This window comes from Stenotrophomonas acidaminiphila (assembly GCA_002951995.1).
Classification (GTDB): domain Bacteria; phylum Pseudomonadota; class Gammaproteobacteria; order Xanthomonadales; family Xanthomonadaceae; genus Stenotrophomonas; species Stenotrophomonas acidaminiphila_A.
In genome coordinates this window covers 603,969-630,017 of sequence record CP019797.1, presented here as the reverse complement: position 1 = coordinate 630,017, position 26,049 = coordinate 603,969, and the positions used below count along the sequence as shown (strand labels likewise).

At 69.6% G+C, this 26,049-nt stretch carries 19 protein-coding genes and 3 pseudogenes; 7 read left to right on the top strand and 15 right to left on the bottom strand.

Features of this window, described 5'->3' with window-relative positions; genetic code table 11:
* Positions 1 to 6: 6 nt before the first annotated feature.
* On the bottom strand, positions 7 to 2,100 hold the full coding sequence (locus B1L07_02695) for an oligopeptidase B (GenBank protein AUZ54216.1): 2,094 nt from the start codon (positions 2,098 to 2,100) through the stop codon (positions 7 to 9).
* Between the two features lie 112 nt (positions 2,101 to 2,212).
* Here B1L07_02695 and B1L07_02690 point away from each other — a divergent pair, with 112 nt between their 5' ends.
* Positions 2,213 to 3,424, top strand: coding sequence for an aminotransferase (locus B1L07_02690; GenBank protein ID AUZ56423.1), 1,212 nt, complete (start codon positions 2,213 to 2,215; stop codon positions 3,422 to 3,424).
* Positions 3,425 to 3,616: 192 nt separating this feature from the next.
* On the opposite strand, the gene B1L07_02685 is transcribed toward B1L07_02690, so the two are convergent.
* Together B1L07_02685 and B1L07_02680 are read right to left on the bottom strand one after the other, a co-directional pair.
* Positions 3,617 to 5,716, bottom strand: coding sequence for a S9 family peptidase (locus B1L07_02685; GenBank protein AUZ54215.1), 2,100 nt, complete (start codon positions 5,714 to 5,716; stop codon positions 3,617 to 3,619).
* Positions 5,717 to 5,784: 68 nt separating this feature from the next.
* Positions 5,785 to 6,093: a hypothetical protein gene (locus B1L07_02680; GenBank protein ID AUZ54214.1), complete on the bottom strand. Its 309-nt coding sequence runs from the start codon at positions 6,091 to 6,093 to the stop codon at positions 5,785 to 5,787.
* Positions 6,094 to 6,224: 131 nt separating this feature from the next.
* Between B1L07_02680 and B1L07_02675 the strand changes: the two genes are divergently transcribed.
* The gene (locus B1L07_02675; GenBank protein ID AUZ54213.1) at positions 6,225 to 6,824 is read left to right on the top strand and encodes a hypothetical protein; all 600 of its coding nucleotides are present in this window, start codon (positions 6,225 to 6,227) and stop codon (positions 6,822 to 6,824) included.
* Between the two features lie 221 nt (positions 6,825 to 7,045).
* Here B1L07_02675 and B1L07_02670 read toward each other — a convergent pair whose 3' ends face one another.
* Positions 7,046 to 8,011 carry a transcriptional regulator gene (locus B1L07_02670; protein AUZ54212.1) on the bottom strand — a complete coding sequence of 322 codons (966 nt, stop codon included), beginning with the start codon at positions 8,009 to 8,011 and terminating at the stop codon, positions 7,046 to 7,048.
* Between the two features lie 157 nt (positions 8,012 to 8,168).
* Between B1L07_02670 and B1L07_02665 the strand changes: the two genes are divergently transcribed.
* Positions 8,169 to 8,945: a hypothetical protein gene (locus tag B1L07_02665; protein AUZ54211.1), complete on the top strand. Its 777-nt coding sequence runs from the start codon at positions 8,169 to 8,171 to the stop codon at positions 8,943 to 8,945.
* A 114-nt stretch (positions 8,946 to 9,059) separates the two neighbouring features.
* On the opposite strand, the gene B1L07_02660 is transcribed toward B1L07_02665, so the two are convergent.
* The 5 genes from B1L07_02660 to B1L07_02640 all read right to left on the bottom strand — a co-directional run bounded on the left by B1L07_02660 (position 9,060) and on the right by B1L07_02640 (position 14,906).
* Entirely contained in the window at positions 9,060 to 9,968 is a 909-nt protein-coding gene (locus B1L07_02660) for a hydroxymethylbilane synthase (GenBank protein ID AUZ54210.1), read from the bottom strand.
* Positions 9,969 to 9,990: 22 nt separating this feature from the next.
* Complete coding sequence (locus B1L07_02655) at positions 9,991 to 10,719, bottom strand: DNA-binding response regulator (protein AUZ54209.1); 729 nt, start codon at positions 10,717 to 10,719, stop codon at positions 9,991 to 9,993.
* Between the two features lie 96 nt (positions 10,720 to 10,815).
* Positions 10,816 to 11,481: a carboxylesterase gene (locus B1L07_02650; protein ID AUZ54208.1), complete on the bottom strand. Its 666-nt coding sequence runs from the start codon at positions 11,479 to 11,481 to the stop codon at positions 10,816 to 10,818.
* A gap of 921 nt (positions 11,482 to 12,402) precedes the next feature.
* Positions 12,403 to 14,313 carry a glucan biosynthesis glucosyltransferase H gene (locus B1L07_02645; protein ID AUZ54207.1) on the bottom strand — a complete coding sequence of 637 codons (1,911 nt, stop codon included), beginning with the start codon at positions 14,311 to 14,313 and terminating at the stop codon, positions 12,403 to 12,405.
* Between the two features lie 287 nt (positions 14,314 to 14,600).
* Complete coding sequence (locus tag B1L07_02640) at positions 14,601 to 14,906, bottom strand: hypothetical protein (protein ID AUZ56422.1); 306 nt, start codon at positions 14,904 to 14,906, stop codon at positions 14,601 to 14,603.
* 210 nt (positions 14,907 to 15,116) lie between these two features.
* Between B1L07_02640 and B1L07_02635 the strand changes: the two are divergent.
* Positions 15,117 to 17,185 (top strand): annotated as a pseudogene (locus B1L07_02635) (hypothetical protein).
* Positions 17,186 to 17,220: 35 nt separating this feature from the next.
* Here B1L07_02635 and B1L07_02630 read toward each other — a convergent pair.
* Positions 17,221 to 17,852, bottom strand: a pseudogene (locus tag B1L07_02630) (succinyl-CoA--3-ketoacid-CoA transferase).
* Position 17,853: 1 nt separating this feature from the next.
* Positions 17,854 to 18,588, bottom strand: a complete 735-nt coding sequence (locus B1L07_02625; GenBank protein ID AUZ54206.1) for a succinyl-CoA--3-ketoacid-CoA transferase — start codon at positions 18,586 to 18,588, stop codon at positions 17,854 to 17,856.
* Between the two features lie 146 nt (positions 18,589 to 18,734).
* Between B1L07_02625 and B1L07_02620 the strand changes: the two genes are divergently transcribed.
* Together B1L07_02620 and B1L07_02615 are read left to right on the top strand one after the other, a co-directional pair.
* Positions 18,735 to 20,081, top strand: a complete 1,347-nt coding sequence (locus B1L07_02620; protein ID AUZ54205.1) for a phosphomannomutase — start codon at positions 18,735 to 18,737, stop codon at positions 20,079 to 20,081.
* A gap of 9 nt (positions 20,082 to 20,090) precedes the next feature.
* A complete protein-coding gene (locus tag B1L07_02615) occupies positions 20,091 to 21,494 on the top strand; it encodes a mannose-1-phosphate guanylyltransferase/mannose-6-phosphate isomerase (protein AUZ54204.1) in 1,404 nt (467 codons plus the stop codon).
* Between the two features lie 69 nt (positions 21,495 to 21,563).
* Here B1L07_02615 and B1L07_02610 read toward each other — a convergent pair whose 3' ends face one another.
* The 4 genes and pseudogenes from B1L07_02610 to B1L07_02595 all read right to left on the bottom strand — a co-directional run bounded on the left by B1L07_02610 (position 21,564) and on the right by B1L07_02595 (position 24,969).
* Complete coding sequence (locus B1L07_02610; protein AUZ54203.1) at positions 21,564 to 22,463, bottom strand: dTDP-4-dehydrorhamnose reductase; 900 nt, start codon at positions 22,461 to 22,463, stop codon at positions 21,564 to 21,566.
* Positions 22,460 to 23,016, bottom strand: a pseudogene (locus tag B1L07_02605) (dTDP-4-dehydrorhamnose 3,5-epimerase). The gene B1L07_02610 and the pseudogene B1L07_02605 overlap by 4 nt, the downstream one beginning before the upstream one ends.
* Positions 23,013 to 23,900, bottom strand: coding sequence for a glucose-1-phosphate thymidylyltransferase (locus tag B1L07_02600; GenBank protein ID AUZ54202.1), 888 nt, complete (start codon positions 23,898 to 23,900; stop codon positions 23,013 to 23,015). The pseudogene B1L07_02605 and the gene B1L07_02600 overlap by 4 nt, the downstream one beginning before the upstream one ends.
* 13 nt (positions 23,901 to 23,913) lie before the next feature.
* Positions 23,914 to 24,969, bottom strand: coding sequence for a dTDP-glucose 4,6-dehydratase (locus B1L07_02595; GenBank protein ID AUZ54201.1), 1,056 nt, complete (start codon positions 24,967 to 24,969; stop codon positions 23,914 to 23,916).
* Positions 24,970 to 25,235: 266 nt separating this feature from the next.
* On the opposite strand from B1L07_02595, the gene B1L07_02590 reads away from it, so the two are divergent.
* Positions 25,236 to 25,982, top strand: coding sequence for an EtfB protein (locus tag B1L07_02590; GenBank protein ID AUZ54200.1), 747 nt, complete (start codon positions 25,236 to 25,238; stop codon positions 25,980 to 25,982).
* Positions 25,983 to 26,049 lie beyond the last annotated feature (67 nt).

Here is a 26,049-nt window from a genome sequence, read left to right as displayed (position 1 = left end):
CTGCCGTCAGTGCGCCACGTCCAGCTGCGACAGCACGAACGCGTAGGCCTCGGCCAGCTCGTGGTAGCGCTGGAAGCGGCCGGACTTGCCGCCATGGCCGGCTTCCATGTTGGTGCGGAACACGATGGGATGGGTGCCGGTGTTGACGTCGCGCAGGCGCGCCACCCATTTGGCCGGCTCCCAGTACTGCACCTGCGAATCCCACAGCCCGGTACCGACGAACAGCGCCGGATAGGCCTGCGCCCGCACGTTGTCATAGGGCGAGTAGCCGAGCATGTAGTCGTAATACGGCTTCTGCTCGGGGTTGCCCCACTCGTCATACTCGTTGGTGGTCAGCGGGATGCTGGCGTCGAGCATGGTCGTGACCACGTCCACGAACGGCACCTGCGCCACCATCACCCGGTAGTCAGCCGGCGCCTGGTTGGCGACCGCGCCCATCAGCAGGCCGCCGGCGCTGCCGCCGGCCGCGGCCACCCGGTCCTTCGCCGCGTAGCCCTGCGCCACCAGCGCGCGGGTGACGTCGATGAAGTCGTTGAAGGTGTTCTGCTTGCGCAGCAGCTTGCCGTCCTCGTACCAGTGGCGGCCCATTTCCTCGCCACCGCGGATGTGGGCGATGGCATAGACCACGCCGCGGTCCAGCAGGCTGACCACGCTCTGGTTGAAATGCGGATCCATCGACATGCCGTAGCTGCCATAGGCGTACTGGTACAGCGCGGCGGTGCCGTCCTTGCGGAAGCCCTTGCGGTAGACCAGCGACACCGGCACCCGGGCGCCGTCGCGCGCGGTCACCCACACCCGCTCGGTCTGGTACAGCGACGGGTCGTAGCCGATCACCGGCTGCTGCTTGAGCTGGCGCCGCTCGCCGGTCTTCACGTTCAGTTCGTAGGTGGTGGCCGGCGTGGTCAGCGAGGTGTAGCTGTAGCGCAGCCAGTCGGTGTCCGGCTCGGCGTTGACCGACAGGCCCATCGAATACGCCGGCTCGTCGGCCCTGACCAGTTCGCTGCGGCCGTCGGCGAACAGCAGGCGCACCCGCTCCAGCGCCTCGGCGCGTTCGGCGATGGCGGTGAAGCCGTCGAACAGCTCGAAGCCTTCCACCAGCACCTGCGGGTCGTGCTTCACCCAGTCGCGCCATTGCGCGCGCGAGGTGGCGCCGTCCGCCGCGGTGACCAGCTTGAAGTTCTTGGCGCCGTCGGCATTGGTCCGGATCACCCAGCGGCCGTCGAAATGGTCGGCGTCGTACTCCACGTCGCGCTCGCGCGGCGCCAGCACGGTGAACACCGCCGGGTCGGCGGCCGGCGCGTAGCGCAGCTCGGAGGACACGGTGCTGTCCACGCCGATGGTGATGTAGCGGTCGTCGCGGGTGCGGCCCACGCCCATGTAGAAGCTGTCGTCGTCTTCCTCGTAGACCAGCGCGTCGCTGCTGGCCGGGGTGCCGAGCACGTGCTTCTTCACGCGCACCGTGAGCAGGGTCTCCGGGTCGTTCTCGACGTAGAACAGGGTGCGGTTGTCGTCGGCCCACACCACGTTCGGCGACACCCCGTGGATCACGTCCGGCAGCAGCTGCCCGGTGGCAAGGTCCTTGAACCGGATCACGTACTGGCGGCGGCCGACGTCATCCTCGGCCCAGGCCAGCAGGCGGTTGTCCTGGCTGACTTCCATGTCGTCGACGGCGAAGTAGCCCTTGCCCTCGGCCATGGCGTTCAGGTCCAGCAGCACTTCTTCCGGCGCCTGCATGTCGCCCTTGCGGCGGGCGTGGACCGGGTAGTCCTTGCCGGTCTCGTAGCGGGTGTAATACCAGTAGCCGCGCTCGCGGTACGGCACGCTGGCGTCGTCCTGCTTGATGCGGCCGACGATCTCGGCGTAGAGCGCGTCCTGCAGCGGCTTGAGCGGCGCCATCAGCGCATCGGTGTAGGCATTCTCGGCGTTGAGGTAGGCCAGCATCGCCGGGTCCTTGCGTGCGTCGTCGCGCAGCCAGTAGTAGACGTCCTCGCGGACCGCGCCGAACGGCGCCCTGACCTGGTGGGGACGCTTTTCGGCATCGGGGGGACGGGCGGGGAAGCGGCGGCGGTATTCATCATCAGGCTTGCGACCAACAGGCAAAGGACAGGTTTCACGGCACGGGCTCCATGGACGGACACGTTGCCGCCCGGGCGATGGCCGACAGTGTGCCATGGACGTCGCCGCGGGCACGGCCTGCGCGCGGCGGCCTATGATGGCGGCGATGAACACCGCCGCCCCCACCCCGTCCGGCTACAGCCGGCGCAGCCACGAGATCGCCCCGTTCCATGTCATGTCCCTGCTGGCCCGCGCCAATGCGCTGGAGCAGGCCGGCCACGACGTGATCCACCTGGAGATCGGCGAACCCGATTTCACCACCGCCGCGCCGATCATCCGCGCCGGCCAGGCCGCGCTCGGCGCCGGTCATACCCGCTACACCGCCGCGCGCGGCCTGCCGGCGCTGCGCGAGGCCATCGCCGGCTTCTACCGCGGCCGCTACGGCCTGGAGATCGACCCGGAACGGATCCTGGTGACCCCGGGCGGCTCGGGCGCGCTGCTGCTGGCCTCCAGCCTGCTGGTCGACCCGGGCCGGCACTGGCTGCTGGCCGACCCGGGCTATCCGTGCAACCGCCATTTCCTGCGCCTGGTCGAGGGTGCCGCGCAGCTGGTGCCGGCCGGCCCGGACAGCGGCTACCAGCTGACCCCGGCGCTGGTCGAGCGGCACTGGAACGATGACAGCGTCGGCGCGCTGGTCGCCTCACCGGCCAATCCCACCGGCACCACGCTCGATGCCGCGCAACTGGCCGCACTGTCCGCCACGCTGAAGGCACGCGGCGGACACCTGGTGGTGGACGAGATCTACCACGGCCTGACCTACGGTTTCGACGCGCCCAGCGTGCTGCAAGTGGACGACGAGGCGTTCGTGCTGAACAGCTTCTCCAAGTACTTCGGCATGACCGGCTGGCGCCTGGGCTGGCTGGTGGCGCCAGCGGCGGCGGTGCCCGAGCTGGAGAAGCTGGCGCAGAACCTGTACATCAGTGCGCCGTCGATGGCCCAGCACGCGGCGCTGGCCTGCTTCGAGCCGGAAACCATCGCCATCTTCGAGCAGCGCCGCGAACAGTTCCGCCAGCGCCGCGACTACCTGCTGCCGGCGCTGCGCAGCCTCGGCTTCCGCATCGACGTGGAGCCGCAGGGCGCGTTCTACCTGTATTGCGACGTAAGCGCATTCACCGACGATGCGCAGGCGTTCTGTGCGCACTTCCTGGAGACCGAGCACGTGGCGTTCACCCCGGGCCTGGACTTCGGCCACCACCGCGCCCGCCAGCACGTGCGCATCGCCTATACCCAGGACGTGGCGCGGCTGCAGGAGGCGGTGACGCGGATCGCACGCGGGCTGGAACACTGGCGCGGAACCCAGGCGGGCTGACCCATCCGGCGCGCATCCGCGGCGGACGCGGCGGAACAGCGCTGCGGTGCCCGGCGGCCGTGATGCACTGCGCCCGCCACCGGCGCGGGGCACGCGCATGACGCACGGCGACGGACGAGGCCCGCACACGACAACGCCACCTTGCGGTGGCGTTGTCGTTTCAATCCGGTGCCGCGGTCCCGCCGCGACGCCTCATTTACCGCCCAACTGCTCCCACAGGAAGCTGTAGGCCAGCGCCGACATGTGCGCGGCCTGCGCGTTGTTGGCCGCGCCGCCGTGGCCGCCTTCGATGTTCTCGTAGTAGGTCACGTTCTTGCCGGCGTCGATCATCATGGCCGCCATCTTGCGGGCATGGCCCGGGTGCACGCGGTCATCGCGGGTCGATGTGGTGAACAGCACCGGCGGGTAGTTCTTCGCCGGGTCGAACAGGTGGTACGGCGAGAAGGTCTTGATGAACTCCCAGTCCGCGGTGTCCGGGTTGCCGTACTCGGCCATCCACGAGGCACCGGCCAGCAGGTGGCTGTAGCGCTTCATGTCCAGCAGCGGCACCTGCACCACCACCGCACCGAACAGCTCCGGATACTGGGTGAGCATGTTGCCGGTCAGCAGGCCGCCATTGCTGCCGCCCTGCACGCCCAGGTGCCTGGCGCTGGTGATCCCGCGCGCGACCAGGTCCCTGGCCACGGCTGCCATGTCCTCGTAGGCCTTGTGCCGGTTCTGCTTCAGCGCGGCCTGGTGCCAGCGCGGGCCGTATTCGCCGCCGCCACGGATGTTGGCCACCACGTACACGCCGCCCTTGTCCAGCCACGCGCGGCCCATGCCGCCGGAATAGGACGGGGTCAGCGAGATCTCGAAACCGCCGTAGCCGTACAGCAGGGTCGGGTTGGAGCCGTCGCGCTTCATGTCCTTGCCGTGCACCACGAAGTACGGCACGCGGGTGCCGTCCTTGCTGGTGGCGAAGTGCTGTTCGATCACCTTGCCGCTGGCGTCGAAGAACGCCGGCATGGTCTTGAGCACTTCCGGCTGCTGGCCGATCTGCGCCAGCGACAGCGTGGTCGGGGTCAGGTAATCGGTGACGGTCATCCACACCGCGTCGCTTTCATCCGGATCCACCGCGCCGACGCCGATGGTGCCGAACGCCGGGGCGCCGACGAAATCGCTGCGGGTCCAGCCATCCTTGCCGTGGGTCAGCACCTGCAGCCGGTTCTTGACGTCATCGAGCACATTCAGGACGACATGGTTGCGGGTCCAGGCGGCGCCGGCCAGCGAGGTGCTGTCGGTGGGCGCGAACAGCACGTCGAACTCGCGCTTGCCGGCCATGAAGTCGTCGAACTTCGTCGCCAGCAGCGAGCCGGCGGCGTAAGTCTTGCCGCCCACGGTCCACGGCTCGCGCAGTTCCAGGGTCAGCCACTCGCGGCGCACGCCCTTCTCGGCCGAATTGGGCGCATCGATCTTGGCCAGCTTGCCGTCGGCACCAAGCAGGAACAGCTCGTTGTTGTAGAAGGCGATGGTGCGGCTGACGAAGTCGCGCTCGAAGCCCGGGGTGTCGTCATGCATCGCCGCGATGTACATGTCCTGCGGCGTGCCTTCGTACACCGGGGTGGCCGCCGACATCGGCGTGCCGCGCTTCCAGCGCTTGACCACGCGCGGGTAGCCGGACGTGGTCATCGAGCCGTCGCCGAAATCGGTGTAGACGAACACGGTGTCCTGGTCGATCCAACCCAGGCCGCCCTTGGCCTCCGGGCGGAAGAAGCCGTCCTTGATCCACTCCTTCTTCGACAGGTCGAACTCGCGGGTGACGTCGGCGTCGGCACCGCCGCGCGACAGCGCGATCAGGCAGCGGGTGTACTGCGGGCGCAGGCAGTTGGCGCCGTGCCATACCCAGTTCTCGCCTTCGGCCTTGTTCAGCGCGTCCAGGTCCAGGACGGTTTCCCACAGCGGCTCGGCCTTGCGGTACTCGACCAGCGTGGTGCGGCGCCACACGCCGCGCTCATGCTGCTTGTCCTTCCAGAAGTTGTAGTAGTAGTCGCCGATCTTCTCGACGCCGGGGATCTTGGCGTCCGAATCCAGCACCGCGCGGATGCCGGCCTCCATCTCCTTGAACTGCGGGCTCTGCGCCAGCCGCGCCTCGGCCTTGGCGTTCTGCTCCTTCACCCACGCCAGCGGCTTGTCGCCGGTGACGTCTTCCAGCCAGGCGTATTTGTCCTGGCCATCATCGGCGGCCATGGCGGCTCCGGACAGGCTGGCGGTGAACAGGCCCGCGGCAAGGCAGGCGGAAGAGAGTCGGGACATGATGGCTCCATGCGGTCATAGGCCGCGCACGCTAGCACAGCCGCCCTGCGGGCTTCCCCTGTCGAAGGTCAGGCCGCGCGTACCGCGGCGGCCGGGCGCGCCCGGCGCAGGCGCCGCGCCTGCGGCCGCTGCCGGCTGCCGCTGCGTTGCCGCCGGTTGCGCCAGGCCGCGGGCAGGCGGAACCGGTACAGCGCCCACCATGCGCTCAACGGCATGCCCAGCAGCCACAGCGGCAGCCAGCCGATCCAGGCATTGCTGCCGCGCATGGCCGGCCACACCAGCACCAGGGCCAGCCCCGCGAGCGCGGCCTGCCTGACGCAGCGCAACACGCGCGGATCGGGATGTTCGACGGAAGTACGGCGGGACGAGACGGCCATGACATGCTCCGGTAACGGGTTCGGGCGCATGCTGCCAGGCATCCATCTCAGGGGGTGCGACCGGGCATTGACGCATCCATCGCCGCCCATCGAACATGCTGGCGTCATCCACCACGGCGCTCCACTCCGCAATGCGACCCATTCCCGCGTTCCTGTCTGCCTTGTTGCTGAGCCTGACCCTGCCGCTGGCGCCGGCCCTCGCACAGGACGCCGCGGCGGCCGCCCCCCAGGCCGAGGGCATTGCCGACGGCCCGATCGACCTGCAGCGGTTCATGGGGCGCTGGTACGTGATCGGACGGGTGCCGAACTTCGTCGAGCGCGGGCATGTGGCCAGCGTCAACACCTACACCCTGCGCGGCGACGACCGGGTCTCGATCCGTTACCAGTACCGCGATGGGTTCACCGCGCCCGAGGAGGAGCTCGACCTGCGCGCGCGGGTGGACGAGGACAGCGGCAACCGCCGCTGGCGCACCTGGTTCTACAAGGTGGTGCCCACCCACACCCGCGTGCTGGAAGTGGCGCCGGACTATTCCTGGGCGCTGATCGGCTACCCGGGCCGCGAAATGGCGTGGATCTTCGCCCGCGAGCCGGACATGGACGCCGCGCTGTACCGGCAGCTGGCGTTGCGCCTGCGCGACCGCTACGAGGTCAATACCGACAAGCTCAAGCGGGTGCCGCAGCATCCGTCGCAGGTCGGCAGGCTCGGCTTCGAGGTGCCCAACCGCGACTGAGCGGCGCCGCCGGAGCCGGCGGCTTTGACCTGCGTCAATCGCCGCGCGCCGGCCGCGGCCTAGCATGGCGGTCCTTCGACCGGGACAACGCCATGCCCAATGCCCCTGCCCGTCCTTGCGCTCCCCGGCCGGCGCGGCGGCGATGAACGCGCAGCTGCAGCGCCGCGGTACGCCGGCGCCATGACGGGGTCAAGCGCGCCGGCGTTGCGGCGCGGGCGGCGTCAGTCGTAGTTGCTCAGCGCCAGCGACAGCAGTGCCTTGGCCTGCTCGCGCAGCGACTGCGGCTCGACGATCTCGGCGTCCGAGCCGTAATGCAGCACGTCCATCAGCAGCTCGCGCGACACGCTGTACGGCACCTTCAGCTCGTAGCGCCCATCGGCCAGGAACCGGCCCTGCTGCTTCGAGTGCCAGTGTTCGTCGGCCACCCAGCGCGCGGCCTTGGCGCTGAACAGGATCGTCGCCCAGCCCTTGGGCGCACCGGAGAAGATGCCGTAGCCGGCACCCAGCTGCGCGTCCAGTTCGCCATCGTCGATGTCGCGCGCGGCCTGGTCGATCACCCGCGCCTTGTGGATGCGGTCCACGGCGAAGCTGCGCAGCGCCTCGCGGCCATGGTCCCAGGCATCCAGGTACCAGTTGTCGCGGTAGTGGGTGATGCGCTGCGGCGAAACCGTGCGCCGGGTGACCTCGTCGGTGGAACGGGCGCGGTAATCGAAGGACAGCTGGCGGCGCTCGAGCACACCCGAAGCCACCGTGCGGAAGCTGGCCTCGTCGAGCTTGCGGCCACGGTGCGGGATCACCCGCACCCGCTCCACCGGCCACGACGAGGCACCGGCCTGGGCCGCCAGCAGGCCCTCGATGCGCTGCTGCAGCGGTGCCAGCACCGAGGACAGCACGCCGCCGCCGGTACGCGCCAGCAGGTGCTGGGACGCCAGCAGCGCGTGCAGTTCCTCCGAGCTCAGCCACAACCCCGGCAGCTCGAACCGGTCGCTTTCCCCGCTCTGGTAGCGGAAACCGGCCTCGCCATCGCCCTCCACCGGCGCCATCAGCGCATCGCGCAGGAAGGCCAGGTCGCGGTAGACCGTGGCCCGTGAACAGCCCAGTTCTTCCTGCAGGCGCGCCACCGTGATCGGATAGCGCGCGGACTTGAGCAGGCGATGCAGTGCGTTGATGCGTTCGTAGCGGTCCATGGCCCGATTATGTCCGACTCGGAGGTGAATGGCGCGCGGCGGGCGCGGCGCCAGGCTTAACCGCGGGTCAAGCGCCCCCGGGCGGCGGGCGGGGGCGGCGGGGCCATCCGGTATCATGAAAACGGTTCCCGTTCCCGCCCTCCCTGGAGACTTCCCGATGTCCCTGCGCGTTTCCCTGCTCCTGCCGTTGCTGCTGTGCGCCCCCATGGCGTGGGCGGACGATGCCTCCGACCCCGCCGCGATGACCTCGCCGTGGAGCGGCAGCGGCGGCGAACTCGGGTTCGCCTCGGCGCGCGGCAACAGCACCACCGAAAGCCTCAACGGCCGCCTGAAGCTGCGCTACACCGACGATGACTGGGTGCACAGCATGGACCTGTTCGGGCTGCGCTCCAGCGCCGAGTACAAGCAAACCGCCGACGACGGCAGCACCTACCGCAAGCGCCAGACCACCGCCAACCGCTATACCGCCGGCGCCGGCAGCGCGCTGCAACTGGGCGAACACCGCCAGCTGACCGCCACGGTGCGCTACGAAAGCGATGATTTCGCCACCTATGACCGCCAGGGCAGCTTCGGTCTGGGCTATGGCACCCGGCTGATCGACGGCGAACGCCTGGTGCTCGATACCCAGATCGGCCCCGGCGTACGCCGCTCGCACAACTCCGAGACCGACGAGAACCGCACCGGGCTGATCGGCCGCGGCCTGTTCGACCTCAAGTTCGGCCTCACCGACAACACCGACCTGGTGAACACCCTGCTGGTCGAGTCCGGTTCGTACAACACCTTCGCGCAGAACGATTTCGGCGTTTCGGTGGCGATGAACCGCCATTTCGCGCTCAAGGCCGGCTGGCAGGCCCGCTACAACAGCGACGTGGCCGAGGACAAGCGCAAGACCGACACCCTGGCCACGATGAACGTGGTCTACAGCTTCAAGTAAGAAGCCGGGAACGGGGAACAGGAAGACGGGCAGCGGCCGCGGGATGAGCGCCTGCGGCGCGCCACGGCCACGCGCCACCCGTCCATTCCCCGTTCCCTTTTCCTGTTTCCCGCCTCAGCGCAGCAGGTCGCCGGCGCCGCCGTCCAGCAGCTGGCGCGCGACATCCCGGCCCAGCGCTTCCGGATCGTTGCCCGGGCCCTGCCCCTGCGCGCGCACCGCGCGCCCGTCGGCGACACCGCCGACCAGCCCCTGCAGCCACAGGTCCTCGCCGCGCCATTGCGCCAGCCCGGCCACCGGCACATGGCAACTGCCGTCCAGCGCGCGGTTCATCGCCCGCTCGGCTTCCACGCAGGCGCGGGTGGCGGCGTGGTCCAGCACCGCCAGCAATGCGATCACGTCGGCGGCATCGGCGCGGCACTCCACCGCCACCGCCGCCTGCGCCGGCGCCGGCAGCCACTGCGGCGGGCGCAGCCGGTCGCGGATCCGCGCCCCCAGCTCCAGGCGCTCGAGCCCGGCACAGGCCAGGATGATGGCGTCGTAATCGCCGGCGTCGAGCTTGGCCAGGCGGGTGTTGACGTTGCCGCGCAGGTCGCGCGCCTGCAGGTCCGGGCGCAGCGCGCGCAGCTGCGCCTGGCGGCGCAACGACGAGGTGCCCACCACCGCGCCATGCGGCAGCGCGTCCAGGCTGGCATGGCGGTTGGAGACGAAGGCATCGGCCGGATCGGCGCGTTCCAGGATCGCCGGCAGCGCGAACGGCGCATCCAGCTCCATCGGCACGTCCTTGAGCGAATGCACCGCGCAGTCGGCCTCGCCGCGCAGCATCGCCAGCTCCAGTTCCTTCAGGAACAGGCCCTTGCCGCCGATGGCGGCCAGCGAGCGGTCCAGAACCTCGTCGCCGCGGGTGCTCATCGGCACCAGTTCGACCACCAGGCCGGGGTGCGCCTGGCGCAGGCGGGCGGCGACGTGTTCGCTCTGCCACAGGGCGAGCGGGCTCTTGCGGGTGGCGATGCGCAGCATGTTCATGGCGCCATTATCGGCGCAGGACTCACGTGCCGGCCAGTTCCGCCTTCAGCGCCGCCACGCAGCGACGGCTGACCTCCAGCGGCTGCGCCACCCCGCGCAGCACCGCCTGCACCTGCCCGGCCGCGGTCCGCCGCAGTTCCTGCAGGCGTTGGCGCGAGACCAGGCAGTTGCGGTGGATACGCACGAAGCGGGTGCCGAACTCCTCCTCCAGCGAACGCAGCGATTCCTCGATCAGGTCCTCGCCATGCGCGTGGTGGACCACCACGTACTTCTCCTCGGCCTGCAGGTAGAGCACGTCCTCCAGCGGGATCACCCGCAGGTTGCCGCGCAGCCGCGCGCACAGCACCCGGCGCCCGCCCGCGGCAGCGGCCGTCGCCGCGCCGCCACGCCCGGCCAGGAAGGTACGCGCACGCTCCAGCGCGGCCGCCAGCCGCTCGGCGCGCACCGGTTTCATCAGGTAATCGATGGCCGCCGCCTCGAAGGCCGACAGCGCGTGCGACTCGTAGGCGGTGCAGAACACCACCGCCGGGCGCGGTTCCAGCCGCGCCAGTTGCCGCGCCACGTCCAGGCCATCCATGCCGGGCATGGCGATGTCCAGCAGCACAACGTCCGGCTGCGCCCGCGCGCAGGCCTCCAGCGTCGCCTGGCCGTCGCCGGCCTCGGCCACCACCGCCACCCCGGCGTGCGCGGACAGCAGCATCCGCAGCCGTTCGCGCGCCAGCGGCTCGTCATCGGCAATGAGCACTTTCATCGCCACTCCCCTGCCCTGCATTGCTCCCCGGATGACGCATGGTAGCCAACCCCGGCACGGACCGGCAGTCACCGGCCAAGCGCACCGCGCCGGGCCTCAGCCGCGTGCGAACCGCGCCTGCAGCCAGTCGCCCAAGGCCTGGATTTCCTCGGCGCAGACCTGGTGGGCCATCGCATAGCGATGCCATTCCACCCCGAACCCCAACCCCTGGAGCACCTGCAGGCTGTGTTCGGCGACCTGCACCGGGATCACCGGGTCGGCGCTGCCGTGGGCCATGAATACCGGCTGCGCGGTGGCGCCTTGCACAAGCTGCGCGGCGGCGGCATCCACCTCCGGCAGGTAGGTCGACAGCGCGACCAGCCCGGCCAGCGGCGCCTGCTGGCGCAGGCCGGCGGACAGGGTGATGGCGCCGCCCTGCGAGAACCCGGCCAGCAGGATGCGCTCGCGGGCGATGCCACGCGCCTGCTCGCGCGCGATCAGCGCCTCGACCTGGGCCACGGACTCGGCCACGCCGGCCGCATCGGCACGGCTGCGGAAATCCAGGCTGACGATGTCGTACCACGCACGCATCGGCATGCCGTTGTTGATGCTGACCGGGCGCTTGGGCGCATGCGGGAACACGAAGCGGATCGCCGGCCAGTGCGGCCGCACCAGCTCCGGCACGATCGGCGCGAAGTCATGGCCATCGGCGCCCAGCCCGTGCAGCCAGATCACCGACCATTCCGGCGAAGCGCCGGTTTCCTGTTCCACCGTTTCCAGCATTGCATGCGACTCCAAGGGACCGGGGCGCATTATGCCTGCGGGCGGGAGCCCAGGCCGATGGCCGCCCTCGCTCACTGTTGCTGTTGCTGTTGCTGTTGCTGTTGCTGTTCCCAGCTTTGACTTCCCCGGCCGTAGAGCGAGCCGAGCACCGCAGCGGGACAGGGGGCGAAGAGGCGCACGTGTCTGAGCGAAGCGAGTTGTGCGCCGTCCCCCTGGCACGCGAGGAGCGCAGGGAACCGGCGGGCGCAGCCCGACGGATCGCGTCCCGGCCCGTGTTTCTTTTGGCTACCTTTTCTTTGCACGAGCAAAGAAAAGTAGCTCGCACCCCGAAGGGGGGCGAAAGCCTTTGATCCTGATTCTGTCCTTGCTGTGGCCCCCTGATCGCCAAAAGCGAAAGACCCGGGTATCTGCGCCAAAGCGACAACCAAAAGTTAGTAAATCAAGCAATCCAGAGGCAAAGCGAGAAGCGAAAGCTTGAAAGCAGAGCTTTCGCCCCTGCTTCGCAGGAGCGAGTTACTTCTCTTTGCTCGTGCAAAGAGAAGTAACCAAGAGAAACACGCTCCTGCCTACGCGCCCACGGCACTGCGTGCCGCGGGTCCACTCCGCCGCCGGGATTTTTGGCCCAGCTGCGATGCAGCTGGGGTCGGGGCAGTCGCCTCACGGCGCCAGCCCGCTCACCGGGGCGAAGCAGTGCTTCGCCTGTTTCCGCCGAACCCATGCACGTCGCCCTTCGGGTTTTTCCCGCCGGCTCCGTCGCTACAGAAGGGGACCCTGAAAGCAAAAGCAAAGAGCAGGGAAAAATCACGGCAACGGCGAAGGCGAAGGCGAAGCACCTTCCCCCTCGCCCCGTTTCACATCCGATCCGTTTTTTAGCCACGAAACCCGACGCCCCGGCCGTCGGCAACACAGAGACCCGCCCTGCTACTCCACGGAAAGCGGCGCCTGCATCGCCGCCGCGCGCAGCTCGGCCGCGCGCACAAGCACCGGTGGCGGCGCGCTTTCCTCGGGAATGGTCAACAACCGGTGCCGGTGCAACCAGTCGCCAATCTGGCGCGACGAGGTCAGCCCCACCACCGGTACCGCCAGCACCATGCCGATCACCACCGGCGCCATCCATGCCGCCAGCGACGGCGACACCGCATAGGCCATCGCCCCCATCGCCAGGCCGAACACACTCAGCCCGCCATAGCTGCGCAGCAGCGCGGTCCAGGAGACCCGGCCGTCGTCGCGCTGCTGTGCGTCCCAGCCCGAGTCTTTGCCGGCCAGCACCTCGGCCACGCCACGCGACTGCACGTACATCACCACCGGCGCCATCAGCGCCGCCAGCAGCGTTTCCAGCAGCATCGAGACGAATGCGCGCAGCGCGCCGCCGCAGCCGCGCCGCTCGCTGCGCGAACTGAGCATGGCCACGTAGCCCATCGCCTTGGGCGCGAGCAGCACGGCCATGGTCACGCCGAACACCCACAGCACGCCCTGCTCGTCCAGCCCGCGCCAGTAATGCGCGGGTGACAGCCGCAGGTGCAGCTCCTCGGCCACGTCGATGCCGCCATGGATCAGCGGGATGGCCATGCCGATCAGCATCAGCATCGCCCACATCGGCGCGGTGAAGTAGTGACCGATGCCGACCAGCATGTGCACGCGGCTGATCCAGTGCAGCCCGGCGGCGGTGACCACCTTGGAGTGCTGCAGGTTGCCCTGGCACCAGCGGCGGTCGCGGATCAGCAGGTCGGTCAGCGTCGGCGGGCCCTCCTCGTAGCTGCCCTGCAGGTACGGCACCATGTGCGCCGCCCAGCCACCGCGGCGCATGAGCGCGGCCTCGACGAAATCGTGGCTGAGCACATGCCCGCCGAACGGCTTGCGCCCGGGCAGTTCCGGCAGCCCGGCCTGCTCGGCGAAGGCGCGGGTGCGGATCACCGCGTTGTGGCCCCAGTAATTGCTCTCGGCACCGTGCCACCAGGCCACGCCGTAGGCCATCACCGGCCCGTAGACGCGGCCGCCGAACTGCTGCATGCGCGCGAACGCGGTACGTCCGCCGACCACCGCCGGCAGCGACTGGATCAGGCCGACGCCGGGGTGTCTTTCCATGGCCGAGGCCAGGCGCACGATCACCTCGCCGGTCATCAGGCTGTCCGCGTCCAGGATCAGCATCTGCGGGTACGCGCCACCGAAGCGGCGCACCCAGTCGGCGATGTTGCCCGCCTTGCGCCCGGCGTTGTCGGCGCGGCGCCGGTAGAACAGCCGGCCGTGGCCGCCGGTGGCCTCGACCAGCCGCGCGAACACCTGTTCCTCGGCGCGGCCGATGGCCTCGCGGGTGGTGTCGCTGAGCACGAAGAAGTCGAAGCGGTCGAGCTGGCCGGTGGCCGCCACCGATTCGTAGATGGCCTGCAGCCCGGCCATCATCCGCCGCGGGTCCTCGTTGTAGGTGGGCATCAGCAGCGCGGTGCGGCTGTGCAGTTCCGGCAGCGGCGCGTGCGGGTGGATGCCCAGCTTGCGCCGCCCGCGCAGCAGCGCCTGCAGGCCGGCCAGGCTGCTGACGAAAGAGAACGCGATCCAGGCGAACAGCAGCACGAACAGGCCCAGCAGGCAGGCTTCGAGTACGTTGACGCCGCCGTTGGCCAGGACCCGCGCCATCATCCAGGTGGCTACCGCCGTCATCGCCGCGGTAGTGCCGAACACATACAGGCGGCGCAGCACGATGTTCGGCGGCGACGTGTCCTGCCGGCGCCCCTGCAGACGCCCCTCGCGCAGCGACTGCACCGGCATGGACAGCGGGCTCTCCGCCGGCAGCACGGCGATGCCGGCATCGCGCGCCGGACCCGGCGCAGCGGTCATGCGCGCCCCCTCGCGCCAGGACGCGCGGGGCGGCAGGCAGGTGCCGCCGCCGGCAGGCGGGCGGATACGGCGGCAGCAGGGGTTCCGTGGTGCACGGGGCTCTCCGGGGGCAGACAGGGCGCCAAAGCTAGAAGATCGAACCTAAACAGGCTGCGAACATGCCCGATGCAGGCGGACCGCTCGCCGTGGCCAGGCCCGGGGCCTGCCCGATGCCCGGCGCCGGCCCAGCCTCATCGTAGTGCATGTCCCGGCCACCCCGCCGCGGGTCGCCACGACCCGGCATGCGGTCAGCGCGGCGGCGACAACAGGCCGCGGCGGCGGAACCACCATTCCAGCGGCACCGTGACCAGCGGCGGTACCGCGGCCAGCAACGCCAGCAGCAGCGCCCACGACGGCCAGCGCTGGCGCACGCCGACATACACGCTGGCGACCACGTAGAACAGGAACGCCAGCCCGTGCAGGCGCCCGAACAGCCATACCCCCATCTCGGTCGTCTGCGTGCCGTACTTGAGCAGCATGCCGACCAGCAGCCCGGCCCAGGTAGCGCCCTCGACCAGGGCGGCGACGGCGAACAGCTTTCCAGCGGCGGACATCGGGTTGGCGGGCATCGGCACGGGGTCATGAACGGAAGGACGCGGATTGTAGGCGATGCGCCGATGGCAGCGGCTGGCGGGTGCGCCGGAGTGGCGTGGCGGCGGGCCGATGGCGCATTGGCCTAGAATCCACGACGGCGGTGGGGGCCGGCATGCGCTGCGCTCCCGGACCACCGCGCCCCGTTCCCGTCGCCGGCGATGCCTCGATCGATGCCTTTCCCCTCCCTGCACCAGGCGCTTCACCAGCTGCTGCGACAGGCGTTCCGCGCCCTTCCTATCTCCGACGCCCGCCGCGACAGGTGGCGCAACCGCCTGCTGGAGCGCTTCGGCGGGCTGCTGCCGCCGCCGCCGCGCGGGCATGCGCCCGAAGCGGGAACCGCGGCGCGCATCGTCCGGCCCCTGCACCGCGCCGATGAACCGGCGATCGGCCATGTGCCCTACACCCGGGCAGCCCTGCCCAGCCCCTGCCCGCCACGCTGGTGGCGTTCTACCTGCCGCAGTTCCATGCGTTCGCCGAGAACGACGCCTGGTGGGGCAAGGGCTTCACCGAATGGCGCAACGTCACCCGCGCACTGCCGCAGTTCGAAGGCCATGCGCAGCCGCGGCTGCCTGCGGATCTGGGCTTCTACGACCTGCGCAACCCGCAGGTGATGCGCGACCAGGCGCGCCTGGCCGCCGAGTACGGCATCGGCGCGTTCTGCTTCTACTACTACTGGTTCAGCGGTCGCACCCTGATGGAGGATCCGCTGCGGCAGTGGCTGGCCGACGATGGCATCGACCTGCCGTTCTGCCTGTGCTGGGCCAACGAGAACTGGACCCGGCGCTGGGACGGGCGCGACGGCGAGATCCTGATCGGACAGCAGCACAGCGCCGCGGACGACCTGGCCTTCATCGCCCACGTCGCCCCTTACCTGCGCGACCGCCGCGCGCTGAAGGTCGACGGCCGGCCGATGCTGCTGGTCTACCGCCCGCACCTGCTGCCCGACCCGCGCGCCACCGCGCAGCGCTGGCGCCAGTGGTGCCGCGACAACGGCGTCGGCGAGCTGCACCTGGCCTACGTACAGGGCTTCGAACGCCCCGACCCGCGGGACATCGGCTTCGACGCGGCCGTCGAGTTCCCGCCGAACATGAGCAACCCGCGCTCGCTGGCCACGGAACAATGGCTGATCAACCCGGACTTCGTCGGCGATGTACGCGACTGGCGTGAACTAGCGCGCGAGGCGGCGGCACGGCCGCTGCCCGGCTACACGCTGTATCCCGGGGTGAACCCCGGCTGGGACAACGAACCGCGGCGTCCCGGCGGCGGCCGCATCTTCCTGCATGCCTCGCCGCGCGGTTATCGCGACTGGCTGCACGCGACCGTGCACGAACGGCTGGCGGCGGTCCCCGCCGGGCGGCGCCTGGTATTCATCAACGCCTGGAACGAATGGGCCGAGGGGGCGGTCCTGGAACCCGACGCGCGGCTGGGCCATGCCTGGCTGGACGCCACCCGGCAGGCGCTGGCGCCGCTGCCGGCACGGCCGGCCGCCGCACGCCCGTGCGCGGTCATCCACGCCTGGTACCCGGACGTCTTCGACGAATTGCTGCAGGCGCTGCAGCACAGCGGGCTGGCATGGCGGATCGTGGTCACCACGTCGCCGGAGCGACGGGACGAGGTCGAGCGCATCGCGCGTGCGCGCGGGCTGCAGGCAGAGGTGCATGCGTTCGCCAACCACGGCCGCGACATCCTGCCGTTCCTGCACGTCGCCGGGCGCCTGCTGGACGAGGGCGAGGACCTGGTGCTCAAGCTGCATACCAAGCGCTCCACGCATCGCGTGGACGGCGAGCAGTGGCGCAACGAGCTGGTCGCGCGCCTGCTGGCCCCGGACAGGGCGGCGGCGATCGCGCAGGCCTTCGCCGCGGAGCCCGGACTGGGGCTGGTCGCGCCGGAAGGCCACGTCCAGCCGCTGCATTTCTACTGGGGCGCCAACGAGCGCAACGTGCGTGTCCTGCTCAGCCGCCTGGGCATCGCGCAGCCGGACCTCGAACACGACACATTCATTGCCGGGAGCATGTTCTGGGCACGCCTGCCGGCGCTGCGCCCGCTGCTGGACGGGCACCTGCAGCCGTCGCAGTTCGAGGCCGAGGTGGGCCAGGTGGATGGCACCCTGGCGCATGCGATCGAGCGGGTATTCGCCCTGGCTGCGCGCGAAGCCGGCTTCCGGCAGGCCACCGCCGCCGAGCTGCTGGGGCTGTCGGCGGACGCGTCTGCGCCTTACGCCTACGCGCGGCGCCGGTGAGCAGGCGGGGCCGCGATGCGGCCCCGCGACTTGCTTCAGGCGTGCGCGAACGGCACGCCGGTGCGCGCCTTCAGCGTGTCCATGTCCACGCCCGGGGCGGCTTCCACCAGCACCAGGCCGTCATCGGTGACATCGAACACGGCCAGGTCGGTGATGATGCGGTCGACCACGCCCACGCCGGTCAGCGGCAGCGTGCACTCGGGCAGGATCTTGTGCTCGCCGTTCTTTGCGGTGTGCTCCATCAGCACCACCACGCGCTGCACGCCGGCCACCAGGTCCATCGCGCCGCCCATGCCCTTGACCATCTTGCCGGGCACCATCCAGTTGGCCAGGTCGCCCTTGGCGGTGACCTGCATCGCGCCGAGGATGGCCAGGTTGATATGGCCGCCGCGGATCATCGCGAACGAATCGTGGCTGCCGAAATAGCTGGCGCCGGCGCGGGCGGTCACGGTCTGCTTGCCGGCGTTGATCAGGTCGGCATCGACTTCGGCGTCGGTCGGGAACGGGCCGATGCCCAGCAGCCCGTTCTCCGACTGCAGCCACACGTCCATGCCCTCGGGATGTGGTTGGCCACCAGCGTCGGCAGGCCGATGCCCAGGTTCACGTAGGCGCCATCGGTCAGCTCGCGCGCGGCGCGCTGCGCCATCTCGTCACGGGTCCAGGCCATCTCAGTTCTCCTCCTGACGCACGGTGCGCTGTTCGATGCGCTTTTCCGGCGTCGCGTTCAACACGATGCGGTCGACATAGATGCCCGGCAGGTGCACCTGGTCGGGGTCGATGGCGCCCACCGGCACGATCTCCTCCACTTCCACCACGCAGACCTTGCCGGCCATGGCGCAGGCCGGATTGAAGTTGCGCGCGGTCTTGCGGAACACCAGGTTGCCGGCCGCGTCGGCCTTCCATGCCTTGACCAGCGAGACGTCCGCCTTGAGCGCGGTCTCCATCACGTAATGCTTGCCGTCGAACTCGCGGGTTTCCTTGCCTTCGGCCACCACGGTGCCGTAGCCGGTGGCGGTGAAGAACGCCGGGATGCCCGCGCCGCCGGCGCGCAGGCGCTCGGCCAGGGTGCCCTGCGGGTTGAACTCCAGCTCCAGCTCGCCGGCCAGGAACTGCCGCTCGAACTCCTTGTTTTCGCCCACGTAGGACGAAATCATCTTGCGGATCTGGCGGGTTTCCAGCAGCTGGCCGAGGCCGAAGCCATCGACGCCGGCATTGTTGGAGATCACGGTCAGGCCGGTCACGCCGGAATCGCGCAGCGCCGCGATCAGCGCTTCGGGAATGCCGCACAGGCCGAAGCCGCCGACCGCCAGGGTCTGGCCGTCGGCGACCACGCCGTCCAGCGCCTGGGCCGCGCTGGCCACCACCTTGCCGCGCCGCCCGTCCAGGGTTGAAGGATCGCTCATCGCATCATGCCCACAGTCATAAGGATGGCGGCATTCTAGCCGCAGTCGGGCAGCGGCCCTCTTGGACCTTCGTCCAGCCGCGAACGGCCCGCTCACCGCCAAGCGACTAAACTGGGCGTCTTTCCACGTTTCGACAGGTTGCCCGCATGCCACTACCCGCGTTCAAGGCCTACGACATCCGCGGCCGCGTGCCCGAGGAACTCAACGAGGACCTCGCGCGCAGGATCGGCAAGGCCTTGGCGGCCCGCCTCGACGACGGTCCGGTGGTGCTCGGCCACGACGTGCGCCTGACCAGCCCCGGCCTGCAGGAGGCCCTGGCCGCCGGGCTGCGCGGCGAGGGCCGCGAGGTGATCGACATCGGCCTGTGCGGCACCGAGGAGGTCTACTTCCAGACCGACCACCTGGGCGCGGCCGGCGGGGTCATGGTCACCGCCAGCCACAACCCGATGGACTACAACGGCATGAAGCTGGTCAAGGCGCAGGCGCGGCCGATCAGCTCGGACACCGGCCTGTTCGCCATTTCCGACGCGGTGGCCGCGGATGACGCGCCGGCGCAGCCGCCGCGCGCCGGCCAGGTGCAGCGGCACGACAAGGGCGCCTACATCGCCCACCTGCTGTCCTATGTGGACGTGCCCACGTTGCGGCCGCTGAAAGTGGTGGTCAATGCCGGCAACGGCGGCGCCGGCGCGATCATCGACCTGCTTGCCCCGCACCTGCCGCTGGAATTCGTGCGCATCTGCCACGAACCCGATGGCAGCTTCCCCAACGGCATCCCCAATCCGCTGCTGCCGGAGAACCGCGCCGCCACCGCGGACGCGGTGCGCGCGCACGGCGCCGATTTTGGGATCGCCTGGGACGGCGACTTCGACCGCTGCTTCTTCTTCGACCACAACGGCCGCTTCATCGAGGGTTACTACCTGGTGGGCCTGCTCGCCAAGGCGATCCTGGCGCGCAATCCCGGCGGCAAGGTCGTGCATGACCCACGCCTGGTGTGGAACACGGTGGAGATGGTGGAGGCGGCCGGCGGCGTGCCGGTGCTGTGCAAGAGCGGGCACGCCTTCATCAAGGAAAAGATGCGCGCGGAGAACGCCGTCTACGGCGGCGAGATGAGCGCGCACCACTATTTCCGCGAATTCGCCTATGCCGATTCGGGCATGATCCCGTGGCTGCTGATCGCGCAGCTGGTGTCCACCAGCGGCCAGTCGCTGGCCGAACTGGTCGAGGACCGCATGGCCGCGTATCCGTGCAGCGGCGAGATCAATTTCAAGGTGGCCGATGCCAAGGCCGCGGTCGAACGCGTGATCCGCCACTTCGCCGCGCAGTCGCCCACCTTGGACCACACCGACGGCGTCAGCGCCGATTTCGGCGACTGGCGCTTCAACCTGCGCAGTTCCAACACCGAACCGCTGCTGCGGCTCAATGTCGAGACGCGCGGCGACGCGGCGCTGCTGCAGGCGCGCACCGACGAGATTTCCACCCTGCTTTCGGCCTGAGGGTCCAGCATGAGCAACATCACGCCCGTCATCCTGTCCGGCGGCTCCGGCACCCGCCTGTGGCCGCTCTCGCGCGAGGCCTATCCCAAGCAATTCCTGCCACTGGCCGGCGAGCAGACCATGCTGCAGGCCACCTGGCGACGGGTCGCGGACATCGCCGCTCGCGGGCCGCTGGTGATCGCCAACGAGGCGCATCGCTTCGTCGCCGCCGAGCAGCTGCAGCAGGTCGGCGCCGAGCCGCAGGCGATCATCCTCGAGCCGGTGGGACGCAATACCGCGCCGGCGATCGCGGTGGCCGCGCTGGAAGCCACGCGCCAGGGCGATGACCCGCTGCTGCTGGTGCTGCCGTCGGACCATGTGATCGCCGACGAGGCCGCCTTCCACGCCGCCGTGCGCCAGGCCGCGACCGCCGCCGAAGCCGGCAAGCTGGTGACCTTCGGCATCGTCCCGACCGGCCCGGAAACCGGCTACGGCTACATCAAGGCCGCACCCGGTGACGGCGCCCGCCCGGTCGAGCGCTTCGTCGAGAAGCCCGACCTGGACACCGCCACCGGCTATGTCGCCAGCGGCCAGTACCTGTGGAACAGCGGCATGTTCCTGTTCCGCGCCTCGCGCTACCTGGAAGAACTGGCCCGTTTCAATCCGGCCATGCTCGAGCGCAGCCGTACCGCCTGGGAAAGCGCGCGCCGCGATACCGACTTCACCCGACTCGATGCCGACGCGTTCGCGGCGGTGCCGTCGGACTCGATCGACTACGCGGTGATGGAAAAGACCGCCGATGCAGTGGTGGTGGCGCTGGACGCGGGCTGGAACGACGTCGGTTCGTGGACCGCACTGCGTGACGTTTCCACCCAGGACGGCAACGGCAACGCCCACCGCGGCGATGTGATCGCCATCGATTGCCGCAACACCTACGCCTACAGCGAACGGCTGGTGGCGCTGGTAGGCCTGGATGACGTGATCGTGGTGCAGACCGATGACGCGGTGCTGGTCGGCAAGGCCGACCGCATGCAGGAGGTCAAAGACGTGGTGGCGCGACTGAAGGCCGACGGCCGCAGCGAGGCCACCTGGCACCGCAAGGTCTACCGCCCGTGGGGCGCCTACGACTCCATCGACAACGGCGAGCGGTTCCAGGTCAAGCGCATCACGGTCAAGCCCGGTGGCACCCTGAGCCTGCAGATGCACCACCACCGCGCCGAGCACTGGGTGGTGGTCAGCGGCACGGCCGAGGTCACCCGCGGCGACGAGGTGCTGCTGCTCGGCGAGAACCAGAGCACTTATATCCCGCTGGGAGTCACGCACCGGCTGCGCAATCCCGGCAAGCTGCCGCTGGAACTGATCGAGGTGCAGTCCGGCAGCTATCTCGGCGAGGACGACATCGTGCGCTTCGAAGATACCTACGGGCGCAGCTGAGGCGCCCTGGCGCTGACTGGAAGCCCGGCCGGTGGCCGGGCTTCCGGCCTGTATTCGCCGCGACCCAGGTCAGGCCGCAGCGATCTCCGCCATCACCCGCTTCAGCCCGTCCTGCCAGGCCGGCAGCACGATGCCGAAATCCTGCTGCAGCCGGCGGTTGTCCAGCACCGACCAGGCCGGGCGCCTGGCCGGCGTCGGGTACTGCGAACTGGGGATGGCTTCCACCAGCGGCGCTTTCGCCAGCACGCCGGCGACCAGCGCTTCGGCAAAGAGCGCCTCGGCGAAACCGTGCCAGCTGGTCTGCCCCGATGCGGTCAGGTGCCAGGTGCCGGACAGGCCGCCCGGATGCCGCAACGCGTGCGCGGTGACGTCGGCGATCAGGGCAGCCGGGGTCGGCGTGCCGATCTGGTCGGCGACCACGCGCAGTTCGTCGCGCTCGGCGCCCAGGCGCAGCATGGTGCGCAGGAAATTGCCGCCATGCGCGGCATACACCCATGCGGTGCGGAAGATCAGGTGGCGCCCGCCGGCGGCGCGCACCGCGTCCTCGCCATCGCGCTTGCTGGTGCCGTAGACCCCCAGCGGTGCGGTCGGCGCGTCCTCGCGGTAAGGCGCGCGGCCCTGCCCGTCGAACACGTAATCGGTCGAGTAATGCACCAGCGGCACGCCTTGCGCGGCGCACCAGCGCGCGATCACGCCCGGGGCCTGCGCGTTGGCGCGGAACGCGGCCTCCGGCTCCTGTTCGGCACGATCCACCGCGGTATAGGCCGCGGCATTGACCACCAGCGCCGGCCGCAGCCGGTCCAGCAGCGCCGGCAGGCTGTCGGGCCGGTCGAAATCGGCCACTTCGCAGGCGCTGCCGTCAGCCAGCGTGCCGCTGCGGGTGGTGGCGACCACCGTGCCCAGCGGCGCCAGCGCGCGCAGCAGTTCGCGGCCGACCTGGCCGTTGCCGCCGAACACCAGGATCGTCATGGCTGGTACACCGGCAGCCGGTCCTCGGGGATATCCGCCAGGAACGGCGCCGCTTCATCCTTGGCCGACAGCGTCGGCGCGCTGACCGGCCAGTCGACGGCGATACCGGCATCGTTCCAGCGCACGCCGGCGTCGGCTTCCCTGACGTAGACGTCGGTGCACAGATAGCTGAACACGGCGCGCTCGGACAGCACCGCAAAGCCATGCGCGAAGCCTTCGGGATCCAGAACTGGCGATGGTTGTCGGCGCTGAGCAGCACCGCTTCCCAGCGCCCGAAGGTCGGCGAGCCGCGGCGGATGTCCACCGCCACGTCATAGACCTCGCCCTCGAGCACGCTGACCAGCTTGCCCTGCGGCCGCGGCCACTGGTAATGCAGGCCGCGCAGCACGCCCTTGACCGAGGTGGAAACGTTGCTCTGCACGAACTTGGTGGGCAGCCCGTGCGCGGCGAAGCGCTCGGCGTTCCAGGTCTCGAAGAACATGCCGCGGGCGTCGCCGAACACGGCGGGCTCGATCACCACGCAGCCCGGCAGTGCGGTCTCGATGACCTTCATGGCACCACCCCGCGCTGCAGCAGCTTCTGCAGGTACTGGCCATAGCCGTTCTTGAGCAGCGGCGCGGCCAGCGCCTCCAGTTCGGCCGCGCCGATCCAGCCCTGCCCATAGGCGATTTCCTCGGGGCAGCAGACCTGCAGGCCCTGCCGGGTCTGGATGGTCTCGATGAAGTTGGACGCCTCCAGCAGCGACTGGTGGGTGCCGGTGTCGAGCCAGGCATAGCCACGCCCGAGCTGCTCCAGGTACAGCGTGCCCGCGTCCAGGTAGCACTTGTTCAGGTCGGTGATCTCCAGCTCCCCGCGCGGCGAGGGCCTGAGCGCGGCCGCGTAGTCGCTGGCATTGCCGTCATAGAAATAAAGCCCGGTGACCGCGTAGTTGGAGCGCGGGTTCTGCGGCTTCTCGACCAGGCCGACGACCTTGCCGTCGCGATCGAACTCGGCCACGCCATAACGCTCCGGGTCATTGACCCAGTAACCGAACACGGTCGCCCCGGCCTCGCGCGCATCGGCGCTGCGCAGCAGCTGGCGCAGGCCGTGGCCGTGGAAGATGTTGTCGCCCAGCACCAGGCAGCTCGGCTTGCCGCCGACGAAATCGCGGCCGATCAGGTAGGCCTGCGCCAGCCCGTCGGGGCTCGGCTGCACCGCGTAGCGGATGTCCATGCCCCACTGCGAGCCGTCGCCCAGCAATGCCTGGAACAACGCCTGCTCGTGCGGGGTGTTGATGATCAGCACCTCGCGGATGCCGGCCATCATCAACACGCTCAGCGGGTAGTAGATCATCGGCTTGTCGTACACCGGCAGCAGCTGCTTGCTGACGCCCTTGGTGATCGGATACAGGCGCGTGCCGGAACCGCCGGCGAGGATGATGCCTTTGCGTTGGGTCATGTCGTCTCCGGTGTCAGGCGGCGGTGCCGATGCGCTGCAGGCGGTAGCTGCCGTCGAGCACGCCGTTGACCCACGCCTGGTTGTCCAGGTACCAGTCCACGGTGAAGGCGATGCCCTGTTCGAAAGTGTAGGTCGGCTCCCAGCCCAGTTCGTCCTTCAGCTTGGACGCATCGATGGCGTAGCGGCGGTCGTGGCCCGGGCGGTCGGCCACGTAGGTGATCTGGCTGCTGCGCGGCTTGCCGTCCTCGCGCGGGCGGCGCGCATCGAGCAGTGCGCAGATCGCCTGCACCACTTCGATGTTCTGCTTCTCCGAGTTGCCGCCGACGTTGTAGGTCTCGCCCACCCTGCCCTTGGCCAGTACCGTGCGGATCGCTTCGCAGTGGTCGGTGACGAACAGCCAGTCGCGCACCTGCTTGCCGTCGCCGTACACCGGCAGCGGCTCGCCGGCCAGCGCCTTGGCGATCACCAGCGGGATGAGCTTTTCCGGGAAGTGGTACGGGCCGTAGTTGTTGGAACAATTGGTGGTCAGCACCGGCAGCCCGTAGGTGTGGTGGAACGCGCGCACCAGGTGGTCCGAGGCGGCCTTGGACGCCGAGTACGGCGAATTCGGCGCATACGGGGTGGTCTCGGTGAACTTGCCGGTCTCGCCCAGCGTGCCGTAGACCTCGTCGGTGGACACGTGCAGGAACCGGAACGCCTCGGCCTCGGTGGCCGGGAGCCCCTTCCAGTAGTCGCGCACCGCTTCGAGCAGGCCCAGGGTGCCGACCACGTTGGTCTGGATGAAGGCGCCGGGGCCGTCGATCGAGCGGTCGACATGGCTCTCGGCGGCGAAGTTCAGCACCGCGTCGGGCCGGTGCTCGGCCAGCAGGCGCTCGACCAGGGCGCGGTCACCGATGTCGCCCTGGACGAAAACATGGGCCGGGTTGCCTTCCAGGCTCGCCAGGGTGCGCAGGTTTCCCGCGTAGGTGAGGGCATCGAGGTTGACGACCTTGATGCCGCGGGCGACCGCCTCCAGCACGAAATTGCCGCCGATGAAGCCGGCACCGCCGGTCACTAGCCAGGTGGGCACTATTCTTGTCTCCTGTGACGTCCATTCGCCCGGATCCCCGCGATCCGAAGCTTGCTCCAGGCGGCACAGGATACAGGCAGCCCCACCCCTGCTGCCTTGCCGCCACTGAAACGTGCGGCACCGGTCACGTTGGCAGCCGCCGCCGGCGTCCCGGCGTGGACACACATCCATACGCATTCGCACGGGACTCCCCCAGCCGCTAGAATCGGGCCCTCATCTGTCCGGCACTGGCGCCGGCCCCCTGCAACCGAAGGATCCCGCAGCACATGAAAATCCTCGTCGCGTACAAGCGCGTGGTGGACTACAACGTCCGCATTCAGGTCAAGCCGGATGGTTCCGGCGTGGTCACCGACGGCGTCAAGCTTTCGCCCAACCCGTTCGACGAAATCGCGCTGGAAGAAGCCCTGCGCCTGCGTGACAAGGGCATCGCCAGCGAAGTGGTGGTGGCCACCATCGCCCCGGCCGACGCCCAGGCGCACCTGCGCAACGGCCTGGCCATGGGCGCCAACCGCGCCATCCACGTGGTCACCGACCAGGCGATCCAGCCGCTGACCGCCGCCCGCACCCTGCTCAAGCTGGTGGAAAAGGAACAGCCGGACCTGGTCATTCTCGGCAAGCAGGCCATCGACGACGACGCCAACCAGACCGGGCAGATGCTGGCCACGCTGTGGGCGCGCCCGCAGGCCACCTTTGCCTCCAAGGTGGAGATCGCCGACGGCAAGGCCACGGTTACCCGTGAAGTCGACGCCGGCCTGGAAACGCTGGAAGTGGACCTGCCGGCGGTGATCACCACCGACCTGCGCCTGAACGAGCCGCGCTTCATCAAGCTGCCGGACATCATGAAAGCCAAGGCCAAGCCGCTGGAGACCCTGCAGTTGGCCGACCTGGGCGTCGAAGCCGCCGATACGTTCAAGACCACCCATTACGCCGCCCCGGCCAAGCGCAGCAAGGGCGTGATGGTGAAGGATGCCGCCGAACTGGTGGCCGCACTCAAGCAGAAGGGGCTCTTGTGATCATCCCTGATCAAGAGCCCGGCCATCCGTGGCCGGACTTTCCAATGCCGAAGCCTTGCGCCCCATT